Annotated in this window: 13 protein-coding genes and 1 pseudogene; 2 read left to right on the forward strand and 12 right to left on the reverse strand. The window is 60.7% G+C overall.

Annotated elements, in window-relative coordinates; translation table 11 throughout:
* The first annotated feature begins 226 nt into the window (after positions 1 to 226).
* Positions 227 to 2,023, forward strand: a complete 1,797-nt coding sequence (locus JQ616_RS29875; RefSeq protein ID WP_212020831.1) for a sigma-54-dependent Fis family transcriptional regulator — start codon at positions 227 to 229, stop codon at positions 2,021 to 2,023.
* Positions 2,024 to 2,136: 113 nt separating this feature from the next.
* Here the strand turns inward: JQ616_RS29875 and JQ616_RS29880 are convergent, their stop codons facing one another.
* From JQ616_RS29880 to JQ616_RS29915, 8 genes are all read right to left on the reverse strand, one after another.
* Positions 2,137 to 3,144: a zinc-dependent alcohol dehydrogenase gene (locus tag JQ616_RS29880; RefSeq protein WP_212020833.1), complete on the reverse strand. Its 1,008-nt coding sequence runs from the start codon at positions 3,142 to 3,144 to the stop codon at positions 2,137 to 2,139.
* Positions 3,145 to 4,164 carry a branched-chain amino acid ABC transporter permease gene (locus JQ616_RS29885; RefSeq protein ID WP_212020835.1) on the reverse strand — a complete coding sequence of 340 codons (1,020 nt, stop codon included), beginning with the start codon at positions 4,162 to 4,164 and terminating at the stop codon, positions 3,145 to 3,147.
* A 4-nt stretch (positions 4,165 to 4,168) separates the two neighbouring features.
* Positions 4,169 to 5,029, reverse strand: coding sequence for a branched-chain amino acid ABC transporter permease (locus tag JQ616_RS29890; protein ID WP_212020837.1), 861 nt, complete (start codon positions 5,027 to 5,029; stop codon positions 4,169 to 4,171).
* Complete coding sequence (locus JQ616_RS29895) at positions 5,016 to 5,762, reverse strand: ABC transporter ATP-binding protein (protein ID WP_212020839.1); 747 nt, start codon at positions 5,760 to 5,762, stop codon at positions 5,016 to 5,018. Before JQ616_RS29895 ends, JQ616_RS29890 begins: the two co-directional genes overlap by 14 nt.
* Positions 5,759 to 6,508: an ABC transporter ATP-binding protein gene (locus tag JQ616_RS29900; RefSeq protein WP_249137430.1), complete on the reverse strand. Its 750-nt coding sequence runs from the start codon at positions 6,506 to 6,508 to the stop codon at positions 5,759 to 5,761. The genes JQ616_RS29895 and JQ616_RS29900 overlap by 4 nt, the downstream gene beginning before the upstream one ends.
* A gap of 9 nt (positions 6,509 to 6,517) precedes the next feature.
* Positions 6,518 to 7,813 carry an ABC transporter substrate-binding protein gene (locus tag JQ616_RS29905; protein ID WP_212020841.1) on the reverse strand — a complete coding sequence of 432 codons (1,296 nt, stop codon included), beginning with the start codon at positions 7,811 to 7,813 and terminating at the stop codon, positions 6,518 to 6,520.
* 90 nt (positions 7,814 to 7,903) lie between these two features.
* Positions 7,904 to 8,722 carry an SDR family NAD(P)-dependent oxidoreductase gene (locus JQ616_RS29910; RefSeq protein ID WP_212020843.1) on the reverse strand — a complete coding sequence of 273 codons (819 nt, stop codon included), beginning with the start codon at positions 8,720 to 8,722 and terminating at the stop codon, positions 7,904 to 7,906.
* A gap of 204 nt (positions 8,723 to 8,926) precedes the next feature.
* The gene (locus JQ616_RS29915; RefSeq protein WP_212020845.1) at positions 8,927 to 9,442 is read right to left on the reverse strand and encodes a 2,4'-dihydroxyacetophenone dioxygenase family protein; all 516 of its coding nucleotides are present in this window, start codon (positions 9,440 to 9,442) and stop codon (positions 8,927 to 8,929) included.
* A gap of 250 nt (positions 9,443 to 9,692) precedes the next feature.
* Between JQ616_RS29915 and JQ616_RS29920 the strand changes: the two genes are divergently transcribed.
* A complete protein-coding gene (locus JQ616_RS29920) occupies positions 9,693 to 11,300 on the forward strand; it encodes a XylR N-terminal domain-containing protein (RefSeq protein ID WP_212020847.1) in 1,608 nt (535 codons plus the stop codon).
* 43 nt (positions 11,301 to 11,343) lie between these two features.
* Here the strand turns inward: JQ616_RS29920 and JQ616_RS39960 are convergent.
* The 4 genes and pseudogenes from JQ616_RS39960 to JQ616_RS29940 all read right to left on the reverse strand — a co-directional run.
* Positions 11,344 to 11,586 (reverse strand): annotated as a pseudogene (locus tag JQ616_RS39960) (transposase); the annotation flags it as partial.
* Positions 11,587 to 12,086: 500 nt separating this feature from the next.
* Positions 12,087 to 12,884, reverse strand: coding sequence for an FkbM family methyltransferase (locus JQ616_RS29930; RefSeq protein ID WP_349630063.1), 798 nt, complete (start codon positions 12,882 to 12,884; stop codon positions 12,087 to 12,089).
* A 33-nt stretch (positions 12,885 to 12,917) separates the two neighbouring features.
* Positions 12,918 to 14,201 carry an autotransporter strand-loop-strand O-heptosyltransferase gene (locus JQ616_RS29935; RefSeq protein WP_212020939.1) on the reverse strand — a complete coding sequence of 428 codons (1,284 nt, stop codon included), beginning with the start codon at positions 14,199 to 14,201 and terminating at the stop codon, positions 12,918 to 12,920.
* Between the two features lie 78 nt (positions 14,202 to 14,279).
* The gene (locus JQ616_RS29940; protein WP_212020849.1) at positions 14,280 to 25,739 is read right to left on the reverse strand and encodes a beta strand repeat-containing protein; all 11,460 of its coding nucleotides are present in this window, start codon (positions 25,737 to 25,739) and stop codon (positions 14,280 to 14,282) included.

A 25,739-nucleotide genomic window follows, 5' to 3' on the forward strand; every position in this document is an offset into this window, starting at 1 on the left:
TCGGTCTTCTTGCTTCGCTTCCTCCCGCGAACGGTTCAGCAGTTAGCAAGACAGGTGCCAGTCAAAGCTGTCCACCCAGGACGACCTCTCGTTTCTTGAAATTATCTAGATATAACAAATACGTACGGGCAAGCCAACAATATCGGGACGCTCGCTGCAATGGGGCTTCCATCGTGCAGTTTTCCTGAAATAATGAAGTCCCCTCCAGAAGAGATTTCACCATTTCATGAAGACCGAGGCGCCGACGGCGGAGCGTGACTCCCGGATTTCACTGGCGGAAGCGTCCCGCCGCGCCGCCCGCATTCTCACGCGCGGCGCCAGCAGCGAGCTCGACACGCGGGCAGCTCCGACTTTCGACGATCTCGCCGAGTCGCTGCATTTCGCGCTCGGCAACGGCCGCATCTGGCTCAACGACCAGCGCATGGTGCTGATGCAGTCGCAGGTGCTCGGCCGCCTGCGTACCGAGATCATCGACGCGTTCGGATTAGAGACCGCCAAGGCGCTGTTCATGCGCGTGGGCTATATGCAGGGCACACGGGATGCGGCCCTCGTTCAGAAGCACTTCCCTAATGAGGACCTCACCCACGCACTCGCGGCAGGACCACGCGTTCATACGCTAGAGGGTTTCGTCAAGGTCACCACGCGGCATTTCGAGTTCGATCGCGATAAGGGCATCTATTTCGGCGAGTTCTATTGGGACGATTCATCTGAAGCCGCCGAACATGTCGCAAGCTACGGCATCTCGACTGAGCCGGTCTGCTGGATGCAAGTCGGCTATCCATCCGGCTACACCACCAAGCTTTTCGGAAGTCCGGTGATCTTCCGGGAGATCGAGTGCGCTGGCATGGGGGCGCCGCGCTGCATCATCGTTGGTCAGCATGCGGATGCATGGGGCGACGATGCACCCGAACGCAACTACTTCGGCCTCGAATGGAAGGGCCGTCCCGTTCAAGCGATCAGCAAAGCTCCGATCGCAACGGACGGCAGTCCGGTGCTCGCCAGCGACAGCGACACGGTCGCGGTCGGCGTCTCAGCCGCCTTCGTTCGCACGCGCCGTCAGCTCGAGCGCGTCGCTGAGACCGACGCCACTGTCCTGTTTGTCGGAGAGTCGGGCGTCGGTAAGGAGCTGTTCTCCAACCAGCTTCACGCGATGAGCCGGCGCAGCGCTGGCCCCTTTGTTGCGATCAACTGTGCTGCAATTCCGGAACAACTCGTCGAGTCCGAATTGTTCGGGGTTGAGAAAGGAGCCTATACGGGAGCGATAGCTTCCCGCGCCGGTTATTTCGAACGGGCATCCGGCGGCACGCTGTTCCTCGACGAGATTGCCTCACTCACCTATTCGGCGCAGGGCAAGGTGCTGCGGGCGCTGCAGGAACGTAAGATCGAACGCGTCGGTGGCACGAAGACGATCTCGCTCAACGTCCGCGTCGTGGCGGCTTCCAATGTCGACCTCACCGCAGAAGTTGCGGCCGGCCGCTTCCGGCAGGATCTCTATTTTCGGCTTTGCGTGTTTCCGGTCGCCATTCCGCCGCTGCGCGAGCGCCGCGACGATATCCCTTTGCTCATGGCGCATTTCCTCGGCCTTTATCGTACTCGCCACGGGCGGCATCCGACCGGCTTCAGCCGTCGTGCAACCGAGGCGCTGCTGAAATACGACTACCCCGGGAATATCAGGGAGCTTCAGAACCTGATTGAACGCGGCGTGGTCTACGCGGACGACGGCGGCGTCATCGACATCGGTCACCTCTTCAGCGGCACTGAACTACTTCCGCCGTTTTCGGTCCAATTGACGACGGAAGGCCGACTCGCGCGCACGCCAATGCGCGAACACGACCAACCTGTGACGGAGGAACCAATCGCCTCGTCGGTCGAAGCCGGCGCGTCATTCGCCGAGGTGGAACTTGCAACGTATCGCTCTGCGCTGGCGCAGACAGGTGGCAACGTGTCGGCTGCCGCACGGCTCTTGAAGATCAGTAGACCCAAACTGGAATACAGACTTCGCCGCGTCGGCTTAAGACCGTAGCGCCCCCCTCAAACGCCGGCGCGACGTCACGTCAGGCATGTCGCGTTTGACCGGACCTCGGCATCACAGAGCCTCGTTCTACGGAACGATGGAGCAGACGACGCTGATGCGGTTTACATAAAAGGGGCAATAAGGATCTTGCATTGCGTTGTACGGTGGCGCAGCGCCTCGAAGGTATCTGGCAGATCGGATAGCGATACAGTCTCCGAAATCAAACGTTGGGGCGAATACCGCCCAGCATCGAGCACATCGACCGCGCTTGCGAATTCGTGCATGTCGAAGAAGACCGACATGATGACATTGACTTCCTTGGAAATCGCCCGGAACGAGTTCAGGTGATCCGGCGCCGTGCAGAGCCCAAGCACGAGGACGGTACCGCGCGGACGCACGAGGTCGATGCAATGATCAATGAGGCCAGGCTTACCTACGCATTCGAAGACAATGTCGGGTGGCCCCGCGCAGGCGTTGTTGAGACGCTGGGCGAGCTCCGGCCCGGATTCCAAGAAGGCGGTCGCACCGAGTTCCAACGCACGTTCGTCCTGATGCCGATGGAGATCGGTGACGACAATATTTCCGGCGCCCAGACGGCGTGCCCAGAATGCGACGGCGAGGCCAATCGCGCCTGCCCCGACAACGGCGACGCGGTCCCCCTGCTTCAAGCCGGACCGCACAACTCCATGCAAGGCTACAGCCAGCGGTTCGGCAAGCGCGCCGTCGGCGATGCTGATGCCCCAAGGCAGCTTACGGCACTGTCGGCCCGAGACGGCGGCATATTGCGCGTACCCGCCCCCGATCAAGGTCATCTCCGCACACCAGGCCGGCTCTCCACGGCGACAAGGTTCGCAACGGCCACATCCTGAGAGGGGCGCGACGCTGACCTTGTCGCCGACCTTGAGATCTGCGACCTCGGAGCCGATCTCAATCACCTCGCCGGCATATTCGTGGCCAAGGATCGTATCCGTTGCGACGGCAAAAACCGGGTCCGCGGTCATGTGAAGGTCACTGCCGCAGATGCCGCAGCGGCAGACCCTCAGAAGAACGCCATCGCGTTTCGGCCTAGGATCGGCGACGTCGACGATCCGGAGCGGACGACCGATCGACTCGAACAGGGCAGCGCGCATTCAGGCGTCCCCCCGCGCGAAAATGCGCCTTGTCGAGAAGATGGACACTCCGACATACCTCGAGACGACGCCCCATACGCCACCGCGCGCGAAGATGGCGACTAACAATGTGATGATTCCGAGCACGATCAGATAGGTCGTGCCATATTCGCCAAAGAGCCGGTCAGACGCAAAATAGATCAGCGCGCCGATTAGCACACCCTCGATCGACCCGATGCCGCCGACCATGACGATGAAGATGCAGACGCTCGCCCATTTGGGGCTGTAGGCGGCCACGGGCGAGATCCGTAGCTGCGCCATGTAATACACGGCCCCGGCCAGACCCGTTCCGGCTGCGGCTGCCACATAGATCAGGAAACGCAGGCGTTTGACATTCACGCCCTGACTTTCGGCGGCGATCGCGTTGTCGCGCATTGCAGCCAGTGCCAGGCCATACCGAGAGCGCAGCAGCCAGTAGCTTCCGCCGACTGTAATCAGGATCAGCGCTGCGGACCACGAGGTCATGCCGATCGCGCGTTCTTGTGCACTGAACTGGGTCATGGCACGAAGGGTCAGTCCCGCTCCGCCATTCACGAAATCCATGTTCGTCGTCAGGAGCCGGAAGGACTCCGCGATGACCCATGTTCCGATGGCGAAATAGGGACCGTCGAGCCGGTGCAGCAGTGCGTAGGTGGGGACCGCAACAAGCGCGGGCGCGATCACAGCAAGAGCCACCCCGACGAATGGGTTAATTCCGAAACGGATCGATAGAATGAACAGCGCGTAGCCAGCGATGCCGATGAAGGCCTGCTGACCGACCGAAACCAGACCACCATAGCCGGCCAGGAGATTCCACATCTGCGCAACGGCGAGGTAACAGCTCAGCTCCACCATCCAGCGCATCGTGCCAGGACTCGCCCACCAAGGCATCGAAGGAATCACCACCAGCACGATGAATCCAAGGATGGGAAGAATCCAAATGGCCCGAGGCTGCGCAACCGTCGGCGTCATGTTCAAAGGAATTGCCGCTGTGTCTCTCATCGATCTATCGATTCCTCGACATGAGGCCCTGCGGCCGGCCCGCGAGCACGAGCAGGAACACGAGATGCCCCATCAGAATTCCCCAACCGGGGTCAGCTCGAAAGCCGATCGCTTGTGCGATCCCAAGAACGATGGCACCGAGAAAGGATCCCCAAACCGACCCCATTCCGCCAATGATGACGGCCTCAAACGCGTAGATGAGCTGGGCCGGGCCGTCGGCAGGCGAGACCGTAGCGCGCAACGACTGGAATACGGCAGCGATGCCCAGGATAGCCACCGCTGCGGCCGTCGCCGTCGCATAGACGGCGCGCGGGTTCACCCCCGTAATAGCGGCCGCCTCAGAGTCGACCGAGGCCGCGCGGAGCGCCCGCCCGAACGGGCTGAAGCGTAGCATCGCATCAAGTCCCCCTGTCAGCCCGACTGCCGTCGCCAGAACCAGGAGCGGCAGCACACCGATATAGACGCCAGCGACGTTGACGGACGCGGATTCCAATCCGCCGCCGGGAAGCGACCGGGAATCCGCCGACCAGATCTGCTGCATCAGGTTCTGCAAGGCGACCGAGAGGCCGAACGTGGCGATCAGCGACGGCAGTTCGTCACCGCCGATCACCCGGTTCAGAATTCCCTTCTGCAGCGCCCATCCCAGCAACGCGCCGATCGGGATGAGCAGCACGATCACCAAGAACGGCCCGACGCCAAACATGGCCGAGCCGGAAATGCCGACGAGCGCGAGCAGGATCATGAGGTCGCCGTGAGCGATATTGACGATCCGCATCACGCCGAACATCAGCGTCATGCCCAAGGCGTATTGGGCATACATGCCGCCGAGCAGTATCCCTTGGATCAGAGCGTCAAGCCACTGCATGATGCGATCCGAAATACGCGTCGGTGATGGCGGCCTGATCCAGGTTCTCGGATCGTCCGGTGAGCGTCATGCGCCCCTCCAGCATGCAGTAGAGCCGGTGCGACGTCGTCTTCGCGAGGCCAACGTCCTGCTCAACGAGGATCATGGCCGTGCCCGTCGCAGAGATGAGTGGCAGCGACCGGTAGATATCGCGGATCACCGCAGGCGCGAGACCAAGCGAAAGCTCGTCGCAAAGCAACAGGCGCGGCTGGCCGAGGAGCGCACGCGCAATGGCCACCATTTGCTGCTGCCCGCCGGAAAGCCGCTCGACGGGCGTGCCCCGCTTGTCGGCGAGAATTGGAAAGAGCTCATGAAGGCGTTCGATGGTCCAGGGCGCCGATTCGCTCCTCCGCGCGGACGATCGCGCGCAATCCATCGCAACCCGCAGATTGTCCTCCACGGTCATACCGGTGAAGAGCCGCCGCCCCTCGGGCACCATGGTGATGCCGCGGCCAACCATCGAATGTGTCGGAGCCCCGCCGATCGGTGCCCCATCGAACCGGATCATGTCGCGACGCGAAGGCAAGAGCCCCATGATCGCGCGCAGAAAGGTCGACTTGCCGGCGCCGTTGGCGCCGATCAGCGCCACGATCTCCCCCGGCGCGATCTCGAAATCCACACCGAACAAGGCCTGAAAGTCGCCATAACCGGCGACAAGTCCGTGGGTGGACAGGATGGGCACGGCTTCACTCATGCCTCGATCCCCATGTAGACACGGCGGACATCGGGGAGAACGATCACCTCTTGAGGCAGACCATCGGCGATCTTCTCGCCAAAATTCAGCACGATGAGACGGCTCGCAACGGCCATGATCGCGCGCAGCACGTGCTCGATCCAGACGATCGTGATGCCGCGAGACCGAACCCGGCCGATCAATTCGACCAGCTCATGGGATTCTTCGTCGGTGAGCCCACCGGCGATCTCGTCCAGCAGCAGAAGCTTGGGAGAACTCGCAAGAGCACGCGCAAGCTCCAATCGCTTGCGATCGAGCAGCGGGAGCGCGCTTGCGAGTTGGTTGGCCTTGTGAACCAGCCCGCAGTCCTCCAAGATTTGCGCCGCCTCGGCGCGGGCGACGCGCTCCGTCCGTCTCGCGCCAAACAAGGCGGCCACCATTAGGTTTTCGAACGTCGTCAGCCCGCCATAGGGTTTCGGCACCTGATAGGTACGTCCGATGCCGCGCCGGCAGCGTTGGAAGGACGGCTCGTGCCTGAGAGGCGTGCCGGAGAACGTGAGTTCTCCGGCGTCATGCCGCGCATCGCCACTGATCAGGTTGAACAGCGTCGTCTTGCCGGCGCCATTCGGTCCGAGTATCCCGAGCACCTCTCCTGACTGAACGTCGAAATCGACGTCGTGAATCACCCGGAGAGCGCCATAGGATTTGGACAAGCCCCGAGCGCTGAGCAGGGACGTGTGCCCCATCGCTTCCCTTTCAGACTGCATCGGATCCTATCACCAGTGCAGCGGTTGCAGCTTGCCGTCGGTCGGCACTAGTTTTGATAGGCTGTTGTCGACGATCTTCAGGTCGAACGGGTATTTCGCGCCCTTAACCCACTGACCTCCGAAAATCGGCGTCTTCGAGATGTTGGGATGCGGGCCGCTGCTGAAGTCGACCGGCCCGACCAGCGTCTGGATCTTGGTTGCCTTCATAGCATCGCGGATCGAAGTTCGGTCCAGCGGATTCTCCGCCCTCTTAAGAATGTCGATAATGACCTCCCACAGGGCATGCGTATAGCCGAGCGGCTGGATCCACTGCTTACCGGTCTTCGCCTCCCACTCGGCCGCGATTTCGGCGCTGTTCTGCCCGGTTAGGCTGGAGCGGAAGGAAAATGCGGGCGTCCACCACACTTCCGTACTCATCCCCTCTCCTAGCGACCCCAGGGCCTCAATGCCGGAAGGGAACAGCAATGCCGCCGCAACCGTGACGACCTTGGGCGTAAAATTCTGCTGACGGCACTGGGTGATGAACGTCTTGAGATCGGTGGGAGTGGTGATGCCACCGACGATGTCCACGCCCGCCTGCTTGTAGAGCGCGATCTGCGCGGAGAAATCATTGGTACGAGGCTGGAATTTGTTCGGAACCACCGTCGTGTAGCCGGCTTTTTCCACCGCCGGTGGCAGACCGTAGTCGCGATTGCCCCACGCTTCACCATCGGTATTGCTCGGGAATAGCATGCCGACCTTCTTGTTGGTCTGAAAAGAATTCCACAGGCCGACGAAGGTCCCAAGGGCATCCTCGAGGCCCCAAAAGAAATGGTACGTCCACGCGAACGGTTTGTCGCTTGAGCCGCCGCGCGGAAAGACGAAGCTTTGCCATGGTGCGGTGGAGGAAATGCTCGGGACACCGTTCAGCTCGCACTGGTCGGAGACCGGGTTGATTACATCGCTGGTCGAGGCCGGCACCATCAGGTGCACGCCCTTGTTCAGGATGAGGTCGCCGGCGAATTCGGAAGCCTTGTTCGGATCGGACTGGCTGTCGCGCGCGATGATCTCGATGTTGTAGGTCTTGCCGTGGTTCTCAAGCCCCTTCCCCAGGAGGGCGCGGATGCGTTCGAGCGTGAAGGCGTCAGCATCGCCGAAGACGCCTAGTGGACCGGTCGTGGGGCTCACGAAACCGATGCGGATCGTTCCGGCCGCATCGGCGCGCGTGACAGTGGGAATGCTGAAAGTGGTCGCGGCAGCACCCACGGCCTTCAGCACGGTGCGGCGGGAGATGCGCCTGGACTGTTTGGTCGTGTCGATGGACATAGTCTTTCCTCCGTATGATTGCGTCTTGTTTGTCTGTTCGTTCGCTTTGGCCGAATTCTTTTTTGTTTAATGCGAGATGGCGCCGTGCCCTCAATCTGCCGGACGCAAATGCAGTCCTCCGTCGATGATCATCTGGGTGCCGGTGACATAGGATGACGCCGGCGAGGCGAGGAAGAGGGCGAGGCCCTTGATTTCCGATGTATCGGCGATGCGGTGCAGGACCGACCAGTCCTCGAAGGCCTTGCGGTCTGCCGGGATCTTCAGGCGGCCGCCGGCAATGTTGGTCGCGAAGGGACCGGGCGCGATGGCGTTGACAAGAATGCCGAAGCGGCCGAGCTCCATGGCCGCCTGCCGCACCAGGTGCGTCACGCCGGCCTTGGCCGGCATATAGGGCGTACCCACAATCGGCTCGTTGTAGATCGAAGCGATCGAGGACGTGGCGATGATGCGTCCGCTTCCTTGCGGCTTCATGTACCGGGCCGCGAGCTTGATAGTGTTGTAAACGCTTGTGAGATTGGTTGCGATCACCTTGTCCCAATGATCGTCATCCAGCGCGTCGATCGCGCCTTCCGGATTCCGCTTCCCCTCGGGAGTGAGAAAACCGGGCCCCGCGTCGATCCCGGCATTTGCAAAAACGATGTCGATTCGGTCGTGCTTCTTGGCCACCTGGTCGAAAGCCTTCGCCATGGCCGCGCGGTCGGTCACATCCACCACCTGGCCCCAGATCTCGCCTCCCCTGCTCGCGATCTCGGCGACGGTCTCGTCCAGCATGCCTTGGTTTGTATCGAAGAGGCAGACCCGGGCGCCGTTCTCTGCCAGCACTTCACCATACGCGCGGCCAATTCCGCTCGCTCCGCCGGTCACGATGGCCGTCGCACCGGCGACCTTGAACATTTCCTGCAACGACATTCATCCTCCGTGGCCCGTTCGGACGCGGCTTTGCGGTCCGGCTCTTCGAGATCAGTTGAAGTAAATATCCATCGCACGTTCAGCTAAGCGCCAGCGCGAGCCGTAGTCGCGATACTCATCCGCTAGGGTTTTGCGCTGTGCCGTCGAACGGTGCAGCGGCTTGTCCCTTGATGAAGCACGATCGTATCCCCGCGCCTCACGAGGCTAGATGAACATGCTCTTGTTCACATCGAGACCGTTCTCGCTACAGAACGTCGTGTAGTGATTGATGAACCAGAAGACGTCCATCGTGAAATCGAAGACACCGGCATCGTCGTAGAATTCAACCGCCCCATTGATCCAGAACAGTGCCTTCATGCCGTTCGGATCGTCCGAGTAGAGCGTGTGGGCAGTCCCGGGGAGTTCGTACACGAAATCGCCCGGCCGTGCCGTCCAGTCATACTCGTAATAGCCCCACGACCCCTCGAGCGTGATGGCCGAGACCACACCCCGATGCTTGTGGGTGCCAATCCTGCCGCCGCCTTTGACCCACAGGACATTGGCGACCGAGTTGGTCCTGACGTCGAAGCAGAGATGCTTGATCGCAGCGTTTGGACCGAACGGAACCCACGGGGCGGAAACGTCGTCGCCAGCGATGTAGGCTCCCTCACGCGCGTATCGCGCGATCGCAGCCTGATGAGGCTCCTTAGGCAATTTCGTGATCTGCGAGTGCTGACGCATGATTTTGTTTCCCCGCTCCTTTGTTGCCCGAAGGTAATCACCCCGCAAAAACGCTTGTCAAAATCGGCGAAGAGGGGTTTCTGCTCTGCACCCAGAGAAACCCTCCTACGTCGTTGATTTACTTGCGCTATTACTCGCGCCCCGTTTCGCCGAGCGGGTCACCGCTGCAGATAGAATTGCTATCATTTGGTGAATTTGCTTGATGATATGATCAAATCGAAGAGGAGCATTCGGGGATGGAGACGGGGTCGTGAAAGTAAATTCTCAACAGGATGCGTTGCTCGATCGCGGAGGCAACCCGACGCTACGCGAGTTGCTCGACCGCATGGCCTTCAGCCCCGCAAACGGGCACATCAATCTCAGCGGCGCGAGGATGATTCTGCAGAAGGCCAGCTATGGGAGCCGCCTACGCGAGGAGTTGATTGAGCGTCATGGTCGCGACGAAACGCTCATCCTGCTGACCCGTCTAGGCTATCGCGCGGGCGTGGAGGATGCTGAATTTGTGCGCGCGTCATGGCCGTATCTTAATCTTGGCGATGCCTTCACGGCCGGCACTCGACTTCACGCAATGTGCGGGATGGTCAGAGTGGAGACCGTCTTCAACGATTTCGATTTCAAAAAGGGAAAATTCGCTGCGGAGTTTATCTGGCACGACGGCGTGGAAGGCGGGGAATATTGCAAACACCATGGCACTACCGATCAGCCTGTCTGCTGGGGACAGCTCGGCTACGCATCGGGCTACGCAAGTTTCTATCTCGACAAATTGGTAGTGTACAAGGAAGTTCAGTGCGTTGCTACGGGTAGCCCGCACTGCCGGATCGTCGGCAAGACGGCAGAATCCTGGGGCGACGACGATGAATTTGTGCAGCTCTATCGCCAAGAAATTCTTCCGGCGCGTCGAAGCTCGGTCAAACGGCCCCCGATCGGCCATCGCTTCGCAACCAATCCAACCACATCTGAGCGAACTCACAAGCCATCGGTGCTGCTCGCCCCGGTAAAGGCCCAACTCGACGAAGCAGCATCGATCAATCTTCCCGTCCTCATCACCGGCCCGGAAGGGTCTGGAAAACGGGCCGCGGCAAAATTTCTGCATCACACTCGCTTTGGCCATGGCGCAGCACTGCACTGGCTTTCCGCCTTCGAATTGGACGCGGAGCAATTGGGAATGCGGCTCACTACCAAGCCTAAAGGAAGTACGAAGGGCGCATCTGGTCAAACCTTTGTGCTGGAGGATGTCGAGCGCTTGAGCGATCAGGCTCAGCAGGTTTTGATCGAGATGCTCAGCGCTCCGGCTGGCCCTCTCTCGGAACAAACGCGTCTGATTGCGACATCGCGCCGTACATCGTCCGAGCTCGCACAGTCTTCGACATTGCGCGCAGGGCTCTACTTCCGCCTGTCTGTCCTGTCCATCTCAATGCCGTCGCTTTCCGGGCGCGAAGACATCCTGAAACTGGCGGGAGAGATCTTGCGGATCGTCTCGGAGCGGCATAACAGACAAGCACCAAGACTAACCGACGACGCAAAGACCTATCTTTCCAATCGACGCTTCCCGGGAAATCTTCCAGAAATTGAGGCTCTCTTGACTGCAGCCCTGTTTCGGACGTCTCGGCAACAATCTATCGATGCAGCGACGCTGCGACGTTCAGCCATCGAACCCACTTCCAATGAAGACTTGCCCGCGTCCCTTAAGGCAGAAATTGACCGCGCAATTTTCAGGGGATCGCTGTCGATCGACGCGCTAAACGAGCACATATATCGGGCAGCGATATCTGCGGCTGGAAACAACTTGTCGCGTGCGGCTCGCCTGCTTTCGATAAGTCGCGCGCAGTTCTCCTATCGCCTGTCTAGGCGTTCGTAGATTGTTGCCTTTTTGAGGGGGTGTTGGCGGATCGAGAGGGGAATCAATAGTTATCTGCGCCAATTACGGTGGGGCATCGGGATGCAGCTGATCGTTCTGAGTTATAAGACTCGCTGTTGTTAAGCACATTAGTGGGTTGATCTTCTTGCATGCCGCAATCCTTCAGTGCCGGGTCAACGCGCGCCCTTGGTTCTCGATATATTGCAACCATGGCGATCGGCGCACCTCCGCAGGAGGCGGCAAAGTAGCTCGGACTCCAGAGATGACCGCCCCAAAGCTCAGAGGTTACTTGTGAGGAGGATGTGCGCGCTGGTGTCGCGAAGAACTTTGAGGCGGCTCACGAACTGGCTTCGTTGCAGCGTCGGAGCGTATTTGTCAAGAATATGGACATTGCCCTCTTCGCCGTTCCTCGATCAACTTTGCTCCTAAGATTGCGTCCGATTTTCCCGGTCGTGGCATAAACAACCTTGCGGGCATCTTCAACGAGCACGCACGTGGACTGCCTGTTGCAGCCCTCTCAGTGACGGCATCTTCTCGGTCGGAGCCTGGAACGTCGACGCCGATCGCGCTCGCAACCCTGAAATCCTAAAAGGGCACGAATGGCTCGACGTGCCTATGGTCCACAACAATCAGCGTCCCGCTATCCTTACAATCGAGAAGGACCATCCGGCGACCAAGCTTTCGAAGCGGCCCTCTCGTGTTGAGGACAAAACGTGATCCGCTGAGCGCTTGCGGAACACGGGACCGACGCACTTTGCCGTCGCCCTTCGCTGTATGGGCCGAATCTTAGGGTCGGACATGATCTAGCGACCGATCGTCGCGATGAATCGCCACGAGATCCATGCGCAACTCGAATACCTTGTAGTCGAAGCCCTCAAGAAATGACCGCAGGGCGACTTTGTCCGACTTGATGAATTCCGCAACGACGATCGGCCTGCAACGGCGCAGGATGCCCTTGGCGCCTGTAAGCGCCTCTTTTTCCATGCCCTCGATGTCGATCTTGATAAGATCGGCACGCCTCAACCCGAGTGAGTCCAAGGTCAGATACGGCAGTTCCTTCGTCGCCTGCTCTGAATAGTCGACAGCCTGGCCGACAAATTCCGTGGTATCTTTTCGGGTGAGTTCGACGCTGCCGAAGCTCGCAGGGCGTGTGTGATCCAACACGGGCATCCGGATTGACCCAGTCTTGTCCCCGACTGCCGCCAGCATCGCGCGCGCATTGAAGCAGTTGTTCAGGGCGATGTTTCCGGCCAAGGCATAGAAGACGCGTTCCTGTGCCTCGATGGCAATGACCTCGCCCCAACCGGTCATAGCCCGCGCCCATTCAATGGTGTGCACGCCGATATTGGCACCACAATCGACCGCCACCACTCCGTCACCGAAATAGCGGCGTCGCAGCTCGAGCATCGAAAGCGCGAGGTCTACCTCCTTGGATGAAAACGACGATGTTTCGAGGAGATCGAAGCCGACGCCGAAACTGCCGCCATCGGGAACCGTTTGATAGTCGAACCGGTTGACGATCATCGGACCATGATCCGATGCCGCCAGAACAAAGGCAATTTTACGCTGGATCCAATTCTTCACACGCTGCCTTCGTCGAACGCCAAGCCGGGCACTTCAGGAGCGACCATCGCGGCGAAACGCCGGAATGCGGGCAATGGCAGCCTTTACTTGGTCCGCTGTGATCAGCCGGGTACACTCGAATTGCCGGGAGGTGTCCTTATGGCGCGGGCACCACAGAAAATCCTTGTGATCAAACCGCACCCGGACATCGTTCCAGCATGAATTGCAAGCGTGGTAGTTGATCACCCGGTACGGCGTGTCGAATTCATTGGTCGGGTGGGTGAAACCTGAGATCAGCACCACCGGCACGCCGGCAGCCCAGGCGAGCCACGACAGGCCGCTCGACAGTCCGACGAAGAAATCGGCATGGGTCAACCATCGTGCGCGATCCGCCAGTGGTCGATCACCGGTCTGATCTTCAGCACCATAAGGAATGTGATTCCAGAGGAGCCCGTGCCCATGCGTCGGTTTCTGGTCGATGCAGATGACGCGATAGCCGGCTTCCTTCAGGAAGGAGACGATCTCCCGCCAACCGTGCGGGTTGTTCCAATATTTGCACTGCGTGGTGCTCTGCGCGGCTATGCAAACATAGCGCTCGGCGGTCGGCCTACTGGCATCCGCCAATGCGAGACGCGGAGGCGCTTCCGTTGGATCTACTCCCAGAATATAGCCTGCCGTGCGATGCAGGCCAACATGGCGGAAATCGCAAGGCTGCTGCACGCCATCCTTGTCGTCGAAGAACAGCCCCATCGAATAAGTGGCATAATAGCGGTTCGGTTCGACCTCTTCGTGGGAGATAAAGGTGATGTCCGGATAGGCTGGTGCGAGCAATGGAATGAGCTTTTCGCCTATAGCGCAGGTCAGCTTGCAGGCGTGCTTGTCCTTGAACTTGACCGCGTAAGGAAACCAGCCGAGCGAGTCGCCGAGCGTTCCGACCGGAAATTGAACCATGACATCTCGGTTCTCGGCCGAATAGTCGTGCCTCAGCACTTCCTTGCCATCGGCCCAGACCTCGATGCGCGCGCGCACGAAGTAACGCTTGGTGCTGTTGATCCGTCCGGCTTTCAGATCCGTCTCGAACAAGATATTCCCGGTGTCGATATCACTCAAGCGTACCCGCCAAGGGTGTTCGGCGTCAGGGAGAAGGACACGACAGCCGTCATTGAAGTCGTACAGAATCCCCATCGGTCCCTGCTGGGTGGGCGTCTCCGCAGGAGCCGGATAGGGGCGGTTCGATGGCGCGCTTGCCGCTTGAGACAAGGAAGCGTCCGGCTTCTCAGGTTCGGGGACTGCGGTTGGAAACTCCTCGTCCGCCTTTAACTGTTCCAGATCGAGCATCAGGTCCACGTCGGGCCTCACAGACTAAATGACGATCAGCGCCGAGGAGATCTCTCCTCGGCGCCGTTTCGATGCTTCTCAGCTATGCCATGCAGCGGCGAGCTGTCTTTGGGCGGCGGCGTCGGCCTGAGACGATTGGGACAACGCTGCCGGGTCGAGCCCAGCTCCTGGACCGTCATATCCGGCCATCGCGCTGACCAGCCTCGACAGTTCAGCCTCAAGCTGCACGCCGGGGCTGCTCGCGGCCTCCGTATGCGATGTGGCGTATTCGAACACTTGCGAAAAGAAAGATCGCCCACCGAAGCCGGGAATGACGATGTCCGATTGAGCCGAGCGCAGAAACTTTTCGATTGGTGTCACTGCCTCGGACGCGGAGGACGTTCGGCTGATCTCGAAGCCCGACGTCTCCTTGGCAACCGTCGCAGCCTGGTGGACCGGCGGATCACCAACCAACGTTCCGCCATGACCATCGGTCGCCGACGTGAACTGCGCCGTCACATATTGGCCGAGCAACGTAACGTGCGCGGTGTGAACACCGTCACTGACCGTCAAGGTGCCGCTGGTGTTGCTGGCGGCCTCCGCAAAGGACAACGTTGTGCTCGAGTTGTAGGTGATATCGACAAGGTCGATATGCTCCGGTTGCCCGAACCCGGAGATGCTGCCGGAGAAGGTCTGCGATGAATCGAGCGTCAAGGTTCCGCCGGCGCTGACCGTGAATCCCACGGAGGCTCCGACAGAGCCACCGCTGGCGACTTCCAGGGTCCCAGCGCCAATGGTCGCGCTACTCGCAACGCCACCCGAGCTGACATAGAGGAGACCGCCGGCGCTGACGTAAGTCGAGGAAGCGATGCCGCCAGCCGAGATCGTTTCAGTACCTCCGCTACTGACAACCGTGCCGCTCGCATAGCCACCCGAAACGACGATCTGACTGCCGCCGCTCGAAAGGATGGCTCCGAGAGTAGTGCCTCCTGATTTGATGGACTGCGTGCCGGAAATCGTGGCGCTCGTCGCCGTGCCGCCGGAGCTTACGATCTCCGAGCCGCCAGCATTGACCTTGGTCCCGCTATCGGTGCCGCCGGCGGACACCGTCACGCTACCACCGCTGCTCACGATCGTGCCGCTCGCGACACCGCCTGAAGACACTACCTCGGCGCCGCCGCTCGATATCGTTGTGTTCCTCGCGGTACCGGATATGAGGATCCGTTCAGTTCCGCCGCTCAAGACCGTCGCAGCATTCGCGATACCGCCGGATAGAACCATCTCGATGCCGCCGCTCGACACGACGGTGGCGCTGGCGGTGCCAGAGACCTGGTTGGTGCCGCCCTTCAGCTGCGTTGCACTGGCTGTCCCGCCAGCAAGCTCGTACTGAAGACCGCCCGTATAGACCGTCGTGCCGCTGGCCAAGCCGGAATAGACCGCTTCGGTGCCGCCACTGCTGACGATCGCGTTGATCGCCGTGCCGCCCGATTCAACGTACTCTCCATTGTGCGGACCGCCCAAGACAATGGTTCCACTGGCGACGCCGATCACCACCTGGTTGCCCAACAACTGCGTCCCGCTCGCGACACCGCCGGACGAGACGGTCAGAGTTCCGCCTGAGAGAACCGAGGCGCTGACGGCCGAGCCGCCGGAGAGAACATAGACTTGTCCTCCGCTGCCGACCGTCGAGCCATTCGCGGTCCCGCCGGATGAGATTGTTTCGGTGCCACTGCTACCGATCATGGAGCTGATAGTCTTGCCTCCGGAGCGGATGATCTCCGCGCCGCCACCATAGACGGTGGTCCCGCTGTCGGTCCCCCCGGCAGACACGGTCGCAACACCACCGCTGCTGACTGCCATATTGATCGTCGTGCCGCCGGACGACACCACCGTCGTCCCGCCCGCGACGACCAGCACGCCCTGATCGGTTTGTCCGGACAGAACGTTCAGCGTGCCACCGCTGGACACCACGACGGAGCCGCCCGCCGCAACGTTAGCGCCGCTCGCAACGCCGTTGATCAGCAATTGACCACCGGCGGCGACCGTCGTCCCGCTGGCGACACCGCCCGACGAGACGACCATCGCGCCGGCATTGGCGACGGAAATGCCGCGCACTGTCTGGCCGGAGAGCACATTCAGATTGCCCCAGGCACCGACGGAGACGGTACCTCCAGATACCTGGTTGACGCCAAGGACCGCGCCATCGACGACCAGGGTCCCGCCACTGCTCACGGTGGCGTTCGTCAACACGCCGCCATAGAGCACATTGAGCGCCGTGCCGCTGTTGATGGTCGCACCGTTGAGGGTTTCTCCGGCCCCCACTTCGAGAGTGCAATTCGCATTGGTGGAATATCCGCTGGCCGTTCCGCCGACGAGCTCAAGATAGCTTCCAGGCGTAAAGCCCGCCGAATTGGCGTTGCCGCCGCCGAACACCTCGAGCGTTCCGCCGCTGGAGACGATGGCTCCGTTCGCTGTCCCGCCCGAGAGCACTTCCAGCGTGGTACCGCTGGCGATGGTGTACCCGGTCAACGTGTCGCCGGCTCCAACCGCAACGATGCCTCCGCTACTTACCGTCGTCCCGGTCGCATTGGCGCCAGCGAACAGTTCCAAGGTCCCGCCGCTCGAAACAACAGTCCCGACGGCGCTGCCGCCGGAGAAAACCGCGAGCAGCCCGTCACCGGCAACCTTGACGCCGCTGACCGTCTGCCCGGCGCCGACGTCGATTTCGCCAAAGGCGGAAATCACCGCGACCGAACCGCTGAGGATATTCGCACCCGACAGGTCAGCGTTGTAGACCCCAAGGATGCCTCCGCTGCTCACGGTGACGTTGGCCCCGACTCCGCCCGAGTCGACCAGGAGCGTGCCTCCGTTGCTGACGGTGACGCCGCTCACGGACAGTCCGCCAATGTCCAGCAATCCGCCGCTCGAAACGACGGTGCCTCCGCTTGCGATCCATGCACCGACGACCGTGCCATCGACGATCAGCTGGCCCCCACCATCGACCGTCGTGTTGCTGACCGTGGCCCCCGACGAGACCACCAGATGTCCGACGCTTGTGACCGACACATTCCAGTCGGTCTGACCCGAGGTCACCGTGAACGTACCGCCCGCGACGGTCGCGGCGCCGCCACTGACCACCGATGCTCCAGAGACCGTGCCGTACGTGGTCAACTGGCCACCACTACTCACGAGAGTGTTGCCGGCCGTTGCGCCGCTCGACACGACCAGCGTCCCGCCGGTCAGGACGACGCCACCGTTGACGGTTTGCCCCGACGACAGATTGAGGACGCCACCGCTGCCGACGAAGACGATACCATTTGACGAAATCGCGCCATTCACTGTCCCCCAGACGTCGAGCTCGCCGCCGCTGTTGACCGTGACGTTGCTGACCACGGCACCGCTGTAGGCGCCTTCCATGACACCGCTGCTGACGACATAGCCGCTTTGAGTGGCGCCGGATTCGATGAGAAGTTGGCCGCCAGCTTTTATCGTCGTGCCGGTCGCGGTGCCGCCAAACAATTCCAGCACACCGCCGCTTGAAACGGTCGTGCCGGAAATTGATCCGCCCGATACCACTCCCAGCGTTTGCCCGGCAGAAACGGTTGTGTTGCTCAACGAGGCTCCAGAGCCGACGTAGTAGATGGCCCCAGACGTCAAGGATACGTTGCTGGTCGTCGCGCCGCCGAACACCTCGATCGCGCCACCGCTCGACACGACCGTCCCACTCGCCGTACCGCCGGAATAGAGGGCAAGAAGGCCGCCGTCTTGGACCGCGCCGCCCCGCAAACTCTGCCCTGCCGACACACTTAGGGCGCCGCCGTTGCCGATGGTCACGCTGGTTCCCGCGCCGGCAGTGGCTCCGTTGACCGCTCCATAGAGGGTCAAGCTGCCGCCGCTGTTGACGCTAACGTTGCTCGCGACGCCGCCGTTCGCGACAATGATCGCATTGCCGCTCGTGACCGTCGCGCCGGCAACTGTTCCGCCGTATCCGACATCGAGGGTAACACCATTACTGGCGGTGTAGTTGCTGAGGGTATAGCCGTTCAAGACCTCCAGATAGCTGCCCGAGGTGAAGATCGTTCCGTTCGCAATCGCGCCGGAGCCAAGGATCAGCGTTCCGCCGCTCGAGACGGTCGTTCCGCTGACAGTTCCGCCGGAGTCGACCTGGAGAATCGCCCCATTGGAGACGACGAAATTGCTTTGCGTGTAGCCGACCCCGATTTCGAGATATCCGCCGGAAGAAAGCGTGACACCCGTGACGCTGCCGCCGCCGAATACCGCCAAGACGCTGCCGCTGGACACGGTGGTATTGCTGGCACTTCCGCCGGATGCCACTTGGAGAATGCCGCCCGCGGCAATTTGGCTTCCGCTTACAGAACCGAAGACGACCGCCGTTCCGGTCCCGAGCACATCGATGACTTCGTTGTTTCCGCTGACTTCGACATAGGCGCCGTTCTCGACGATGATGACATCATTGTTGCCGATGACCTGGTCCGGATCGGTGTAGGTGCCGACGTTCGGGCCAATGGTGATCGTCGCGCTCGACGCTTGCGTGATCGGCGATGCGCTGGTGTAGGCAAAGCCGCTCAGCGTGCTGCCGGATCCGACGAAGATCTGGTCACCGGTCCCAGAAGTCAGGGTCAATGAGGTCGGACCGACCTGGGCGATCTGATTGTTGTTCCCCGATACCGTGGCAATTCCGCCATCCTCCACGGTGATCGCCGTATTGGACGCGTTGATCGTCGCCGTTACGCCGGGAATGTCGACTGCGTTGTTATAGCCGTTCAGCGTAAGATTGCTGCCGTTCAGCGCCAACACCACGTTGCTGTTGCCATTGACCGTCATGGCGACGCCGCCCGTCCCTGCAGCGAGATTGCCGTCCTCCAGCCACTGATCTGAGTAGGCGTAAGTCCCCGACGTCGTCAGCGAGACGATCTTGCTCGCGGGGTTAATCCACTGCGGAGCGGTCGTGACGAGATCCTGATTGCCATCGACCAATGTTCGGTTGTCTTCCGCGCCTCGGTCAGCCGCATATTGGGCAACCGCAACCGCCATGTTTGCCAACTCAAGCGGCGTCGGCGCCTGATCGTGGACGAATTGACCAAACGTTCCCATCTCCAACGCCGTTGGAAGACGTCCGAACGCATTCTGGAACGCAGCGGTGACGTCGAAGCCATACCAATAGAAGGTCCCCGGGGTCGAGCCGGGAACGCCATAGTTCGACTGGTAACCTGTCGTCAGCAGAATGCCGTAAGCAAGACCGATGCGATCCAATCGTCCCGCATCAATGAAGTTGATGAGATGCTGGGTTTCTGAGTTGTCCATCGAGCGTCCGAGCAACGTTCGATAGATCTCATTGGCGATCGCGATATCCTGCTTCTCGGTTGCGACGTCGATCGTGATCGTACGCGTGCGGGTGAATCCGTCACTGACGGTCCAGGTATCGATGCCGTTGGCATCTATAATATGCGATGCAGCTCCGCTGCGAGCTCCAGAGACGGCTTCCGGGCTATTGGCAACGACTGTGCGCGACCATTCATAGCTGCCGTTTGCGTTCGGCAGCATGACCGTCGTATCCGTCACCCCCTGCGAATTCGTCAGGGTCGACACCAGGCCGTTTGCGTTGACCGAGTAAGTATTGATGCCGAGGATGGTGTTCGCAGTCGCCGTCGTGTCACCATAGTAAGTCGAGACTTCTGTCTTGGATCCATCCGGCGCGACAGTGGTGGTATCGACCTGATCGAAGATGCCGTTGCCGTTGTTGTCGACCTTGGTCACGGTGGTCAGACCGTTGGCACTGGTCGTCTTGATCGATTCCGAACGAAGATTGGCAAAGCTGTTGCCGTAGGCCGTCGTCATCACCTCGGTCTGGGAGCCATCGACATTCAAAGTGGTGATGTCCGAGGCAACAATGTCGGTCGACAGCAGCGAGGTTGGCAAGCTCCCACCATTGAGGATCGCGGTCGCCGCCGAGTTCAAGTTCGCCAGCGTCTCCAGGCCGGTCGTGTCGTAAACGAAGCTCTTGACCAAGCCATTGCCGGACACGTCGGCAACGATCTGGCCGACGGTCAGCCATCCGGTCGGATCGTAAGTTGTCGTGGTTACCGTCTTGCTGGCATCGGCGTTGGTCTTCGTGCTGATCGTCTGGGTGAAGGCGATCGAACCGAACGATCCGGATCCTGTCCGGGTTTCGGTCGTCGTGTTGTCGGCATTCTTGACGAACGTATCGGTGACGATGTTGTACTGGGTGCCGTCATAGTCGCGGTAGGACGTTTCTGAGACCGTTCGCCCGTCGAAGCTGGTCGAGACGACGTCCTGCCGCTCGATGAACGACGGCGTTGCCGAATTGAAGTAGGTGATCGTATCGCTTTTCGAGCCGTCGAGGGCTGTGACCTTGGTCTCCTGGATCAGCGCCGAGCTCTGTCCTGCCAGGGTCACCGTCGATGTCGTCGAAAGGCCGTTGGCCGATGTGACGATCGTCTGCGTATCGCCAATGCCTTGATAACCGCTTGTCGTGACGGCCACCGTCTCAGTGATGTTGCCGAAATCATCGATCGCGACACTGTCGTTGGTCGTTGCCGTGGCGTTTTGCGCGAGCAGTTGGGACAACGCTCCGGTCAGCACCATCGTGGTCAGCTTGGTCTGCGCGTTTCCGGAGACCTGGGCCTTCACCGACGTTTTGAGCGTCGTCCCATTGACAATATCGGTGTCCTCCCAATCGATCAGACGACCGCCGTCGCCATTTGAATCGTACGTCGTCGTCTCGCTCTGGGTATCGACGGTCGTTCCAGCGCCATTCTTGTAGACCGTCTGAACCGACAATCCGTTCCCGCCGGTCGTCTTGACGATGGTGCCGAGCAGCGCATGGTTGGAATCGTAGCTCGTCAACGTATCGATGATCGACCCGTTGGCCTGAGTCTGCGTGTTTTCGGTCTGGTCGACTGTCGAAATGGTCCCCGTTTCATTGAAATAGCGGTTGGCCGAAATCGTCTGCTTGTCGGCGCTGATAGTGGTGACGGCCTGGGTCGTCATGCCGCCGTTGGCATTGAATGTCGAGACAGTTTCGGTCCGGCTGCCGTCGCTTCTGTTGAGGACGGTGTTGTCGGTGGTCACCAGATTGAAGATCGGGGAGCTGCCGTTCAAAACACCATTGGCGTCGACCTTCGTCGTGATCGACAGCCCATTTCCCGACGTGGTGGTGACGGTCTCGTCGAGCAGCCCTGATTTGTTCGAGCTGCTGATGGTTTCGGTCCGGCTGCCGTCGGCATTGAGCACGATCGCGTCCGTGGTCGAGAAGTCCGCCGTCGTGTCGCCATTGACCGCAGTGGCCACCGTCTTGGTCAGGCCTGTCGCATTCGTCGTCGCGATGGTTCGAAGCAGGAGCGCTCCGCCCGACGTCGTGAAATAATCGGTTGTATCGGTGGTGCTGCCGTCGGTCCCCGGCAGGATGGTCTCGCTCTGGTACGTGGGCACCGAACCGTTGGATTGACGGGTGATGGTCGTTTCCAGGCCGGCGCTGGTGACGATGATCCCGCTGTGGACTGTCATGACGTCCCGGACTGTTCCTGCGGTGGTGCCGGTATAATCGGTGACCACCTCGGTCCTGCTGCCGTCTGCATTGACCGTGGTCATATCGGTCGCCGACCGGTCGATGACACCATCGCCATCGAGGTCATAGGACACGGTACTGCCAAGCCCGCCCGCGCTCATTACCGTCTGCGTCGAATCGATCTTCGTCGCGTTGTAGCTGTAGTCGATGACGTTCTGCGTCGAGCTGCCATCGGCATTGAGCGTCGTCGCCGCTGTCGTCTTCGTCACGTAGTGTGCGGTCGCATAGGAATTGACGGTCGTCGTGGCCGTCAATCCATTGGCGGTCGCCGACGTCGTCGACCTCGACAGCAGCGTGCCATTCTGCGACGTGGTATTGGTGGTCGTGCTGCGGCTGCCATCGCTGTTGATCGTGGTCGTCGCCGTCGCCGTCTGGTCGAAAGCGAGACCGCTCGACGAATAGACCGCTGCCGTCTGCCCCTGAATATCCCTCTTGACAGTCTTGACGAGGCCATCGGCGGTGGTCGTCGTGAGCGACGCGCCCAGGACGTCCCCCTGTTGGTCGAAATTGACGACCTGATCCTGCACCGTGCCGTTGTTCTGCAACGTCACCGTCTCGACCTGCTTGACGAGGCCGCTCGAACCGAGGGTCGTGGTCGTCGTGACGAGCTGGCGGTTTGCGGCGGTGTTGGTCTGCACCGTCCTGAGGGTGTGCCCCGCACCGTCAGTGATAGTCAGCGTCTCGCTCAAGGCGCCGCCGGCGCTGATCGTCGTCAGGTCGGTCGAAACCTGATCCCAGGTCCCCGCGCTCGCCAGCGAAGATGCCACGAAGGCACTCGATACAATGGTCTCGAGGCCACCCGACGTCACCACGATTTGGGACTGGTCGATCTTGTAGCTCGTCGACGAGCCGTAGTGCGTCACGGTTTCCGTCGAGGTTCCGGCCGAGGTCGTGGTGTTATCGGTGGTGATGTGATCGAATACCGGCGCGGCAACCGTCCCGCTACCGGTCGAATCGATCTTGATGGTCTTGGCGAGGCCGCCACTCGTCGTCGTGGTCACGACCTCGCCCTTGAGCGACCCGTTGCCGTTAAGGAGTTCAGCGGTATCCGTCGTCGTGCCAGAGCTGACGGTCACCGTCTCATATTGCGTGATCTTGCCGTCGCCATTGCCATAGATCGTGGTGGTCCGCGCCGCGCTGCCGAGAACCGTCGAATTAATGCTCTTCGAGCGCTGCGTCCCGTTGGCGCTGTTGTCCACGATGGTGGTGGTTTGGGTCCCGCCGGCGTTGGAGATCGTCGTGGTCCGGTTGTCGACCACGATGAAGGCGCCGTTGTCGAGCTGCGACGTCACCGCTGAGGTGACTAGCCCACCGCTGCTCTGTGGCGTCTGAGACGTAACGATCTGGTCAAGCAGGGTGTTGTTGGCACTCCGGTCGGTCTCGGTCGTGACCGAGCCGCCGGAATTCGTCACGGTTTGGTCGACCGAGGTCCGATTGAGGGTGACACCATCGGTGAGATAGCTGCTGGTCGTCCGTGTCACGGTGTTCGACGTCGTCGAGGTCACCGTCTGAACGAGGCTCGTCACTGTCGAGCCCGCCGACGTCGTCACGGTCTCGGTCCGCGTGCCGCCCGAGGCAACCACCGTGGCATCGACCACCGTCGTCGCCATGGTGCTGCTGCCGTCGACGAGATCGACCGTCGTCCGGGTCAAGCCGCCGCTGACGACCGTCGACGAGGTGACGTGGCTGACGGATCCATCGGAATTAACGTTTGAGATGACATAACTCGCCGGTCCCGACGCGCTGGTCGTCGAATCGACCTCCTTCTGGGTCGTCCAGCCGCCGCCCAATTGGTCGCGCAGGATGGTGACGACCGTGCCGCCCGAGGCCACCACGGTCGTCGTGGTGGTCGCATTCAGCTTCTCGGAGTTCGATGTGCCGGCGCTGGTCAATTCACCCGTCGAGGTGATTGCACCGGCCGAATAATTGACTAGGGTCTCCGACGTCGTGCCGTTTGTAGAGGAGGAGATATTATCCGTCTGCAACGTCAGAACGACGCCGCCATTGTTGACCGTTGCCAGCTCCTTGGCGGTCGTCGTGGTCGTCACACCGCTGCTCACCGCCGAGGTGACGAGCGAATTCAGGATACGCTGATGATCGACGCTGCCGTCGGTATTCGACTCGGTGTTGGCGATCGTGACCGAACCATCCCCGTTCGTCGTGGTCGAATTCGTCACCACGTAACCATTGGCATCCGTGGCCAAGGTGACCGTGGCAGCCGTTCCGGTCGTCCCGCTGGTGGTTGTATAGGTCGTCTGACCGTCGATCGACGAGCCGTCGGGCTGTGCAACGTGCGTGGCGTCCTGGTTGAGGTTGATCGAGGCGATGCCGAGGGTGGCCAGCGACTTCGCCGTCCGCGTGCCATCGGCGTTGGTGACCATCACGTAGAATTTGCTGAAATTGGTATCGCCCGAATCCAGCGCGCCGTCGTGGTTCGTATCGAACACGTCGAGCAGCGCCTGCATGTCCGACTTGGCGCTCGGATCCCAATCCGTGAAAATGACCTGGTTCGCCTGGGTCAACTGCCCCGTGCCGGTCGTATCGTAGAACAGAACGCCGCTGCCGGTGCCCGCCCATGCCGTCTGGTTCTGCACGCCGCTGCCGGTCGAATCGAAGAAAACATTCGACGACGACAGCTGGGTGATGTTGATGCCCTTGCCGGAGAGATCGAGCATGACGGGCCCGAAGCCGAAGTCCCCGCCGAAATCTCCGCCATAGTCGGAGTAGCCGCTATAACCGGAATAGCCGCCGGTATCGTAGCTCGCCACATTGTAGCTGCCCGTCGACGAGTACCCGTAATCGTTATAGGCCTGCCCTTGACCGGTCCAGGGGTCGGCCGCCGGCGCGGATGGCTGAACGTCTGCGAAGTTGGTGTCCCCTGAACCGAGATCGCCACGGACATTGCCGCCCCCCCAATTCGGCGACGATTGCGGGTCAGTAATGGGCGAAGACGCCTGTCCCGACATATAAGTGTCGGCGACATCGCTGAACGAGCTACCGGGCTGGTTACCGAGGGCGGTGGAGTTGTCAGAAGGGAGATAGCTTGGCTGGTCCCAGCTCGAGGAGTTCTGGAGCGCGGAGAAGTCCTGGCTCACGACGTCATTCGCGTTCTGCGAGCCTAAGCCGTTGTCCGGCGTCGACCACGACTGCTGACCACCAATAGAAGCAGTCGTTTGATCAAGATATTGCACAGGACCGACAGTCGGGGCGCTGGAGAAAGGCGCAGCCTGATCTGCCGACAATACGTTCGGCCCATTGCCCGGCTGAAGCCAGCTAGAGGCGCCGAGGGATTGCTCCGCCGCCTGTGTTTCGTCGATGTAAGGGATACCGGAACCGCCGGCCAACGCGGCAGCCTGGTCCGATCCCCCTCCCATGGCGACATCATAGACTGCATTTCCAATATTCAACCGGTTCTGAAAATTTTGCCCGCCGACTACATTGTCCGCCGGGTTTTCGTAGTTAACCAGCGCAATCTTCTGCGCATTATACGCAGCATCCGCATCATTCGGCGAAGCCGCATCCACATTATTGAATTTCTTGATCAGACCGCTTGTCTGCAACTCGTTAATGGTGAATCCCGCAGACGCATCAAACGCGCTTCCATTGGGATCGAGCCCCGACAAGTAATTCGAAAGCGCAGTCTGCCTTGACGGATCAGTCCATTGGGAAATCCCAACCCCTACTCCGGGATTTTGGCTTACCGTGTACATCAGATCGACGACCGAAGCGTCCTGATAGGGAATGGTCGGACCCTGCACCTGTAGCGGGGCAAGATTCGGGGACTCAACCAACTGGCCGCCGATGATCTGCGCCGCCGCTATCGGCGGCACTCCCGCCTCTGTGTACGTGTTGAACAGTTGCATCGCCTGAACACCGACGGGTGTCAGCTGACCGTCTGCCGTCGTCAAGCGGCCCATCGCCTGGTCATAGGTAATCTGATTACCGGCCAT

The sequence above is a fragment of the Bradyrhizobium tropiciagri genome, from assembly GCF_018130545.1.
GTDB classification, from domain to species: domain Bacteria; phylum Pseudomonadota; class Alphaproteobacteria; order Rhizobiales; family Xanthobacteraceae; genus Bradyrhizobium; species Bradyrhizobium tropiciagri_A.

Bases quoted from the DNA above. Each gene is read 5' to 3' on its own strand.
- JQ616_RS29900 (WP_249137430.1), bottom strand. From the start codon at position 6,508: ATGCAGTCTGAAAGGGAAGCGATGGGGCACACGTCCCTGCTCAGCGCT.
- JQ616_RS29940 (WP_212020849.1), bottom strand. From the start codon at position 25,739: ATGGCCGGTAATCAGATTACCTATGACCAGGCGATGGGCCGCTTGACG.
- JQ616_RS29905 (WP_212020841.1), bottom strand. From the start codon at position 7,813: ATGTCCATCGACACGACCAAACAGTCCAGGCGCATCTCCCGCCGCACC.
- JQ616_RS29935 (WP_212020939.1), bottom strand. From the start codon at position 14,201: ATGCTCGATCTGGAACAGTTAAAGGCGGACGAGGAGTTTCCAACCGCA.
- JQ616_RS29880 (WP_212020833.1), bottom strand. From the start codon at position 3,144: ATGCGCGCTGCCCTGTTCGAGTCGATCGGTCGTCCGCTCCGGATCGTC.
- JQ616_RS29885 (WP_212020835.1), bottom strand. From the start codon at position 4,164: ATGAGAGACACAGCGGCAATTCCTTTGAACATGACGCCGACGGTTGCG.
- JQ616_RS29890 (WP_212020837.1), bottom strand. From the start codon at position 5,029: ATGCAGTGGCTTGACGCTCTGATCCAAGGGATACTGCTCGGCGGCATG.
- JQ616_RS29895 (WP_212020839.1), bottom strand. From the start codon at position 5,762: ATGAGTGAAGCCGTGCCCATCCTGTCCACCCACGGACTTGTCGCCGGT.
- JQ616_RS29915 (WP_212020845.1), bottom strand. From the start codon at position 9,442: ATGCGTCAGCACTCGCAGATCACGAAATTGCCTAAGGAGCCTCATCAG.
- JQ616_RS29875 (WP_212020831.1), top strand. From the start codon at position 227: ATGAAGACCGAGGCGCCGACGGCGGAGCGTGACTCCCGGATTTCACTG.
- JQ616_RS29910 (WP_212020843.1), bottom strand. From the start codon at position 8,722: ATGTCGTTGCAGGAAATGTTCAAGGTCGCCGGTGCGACGGCCATCGTG.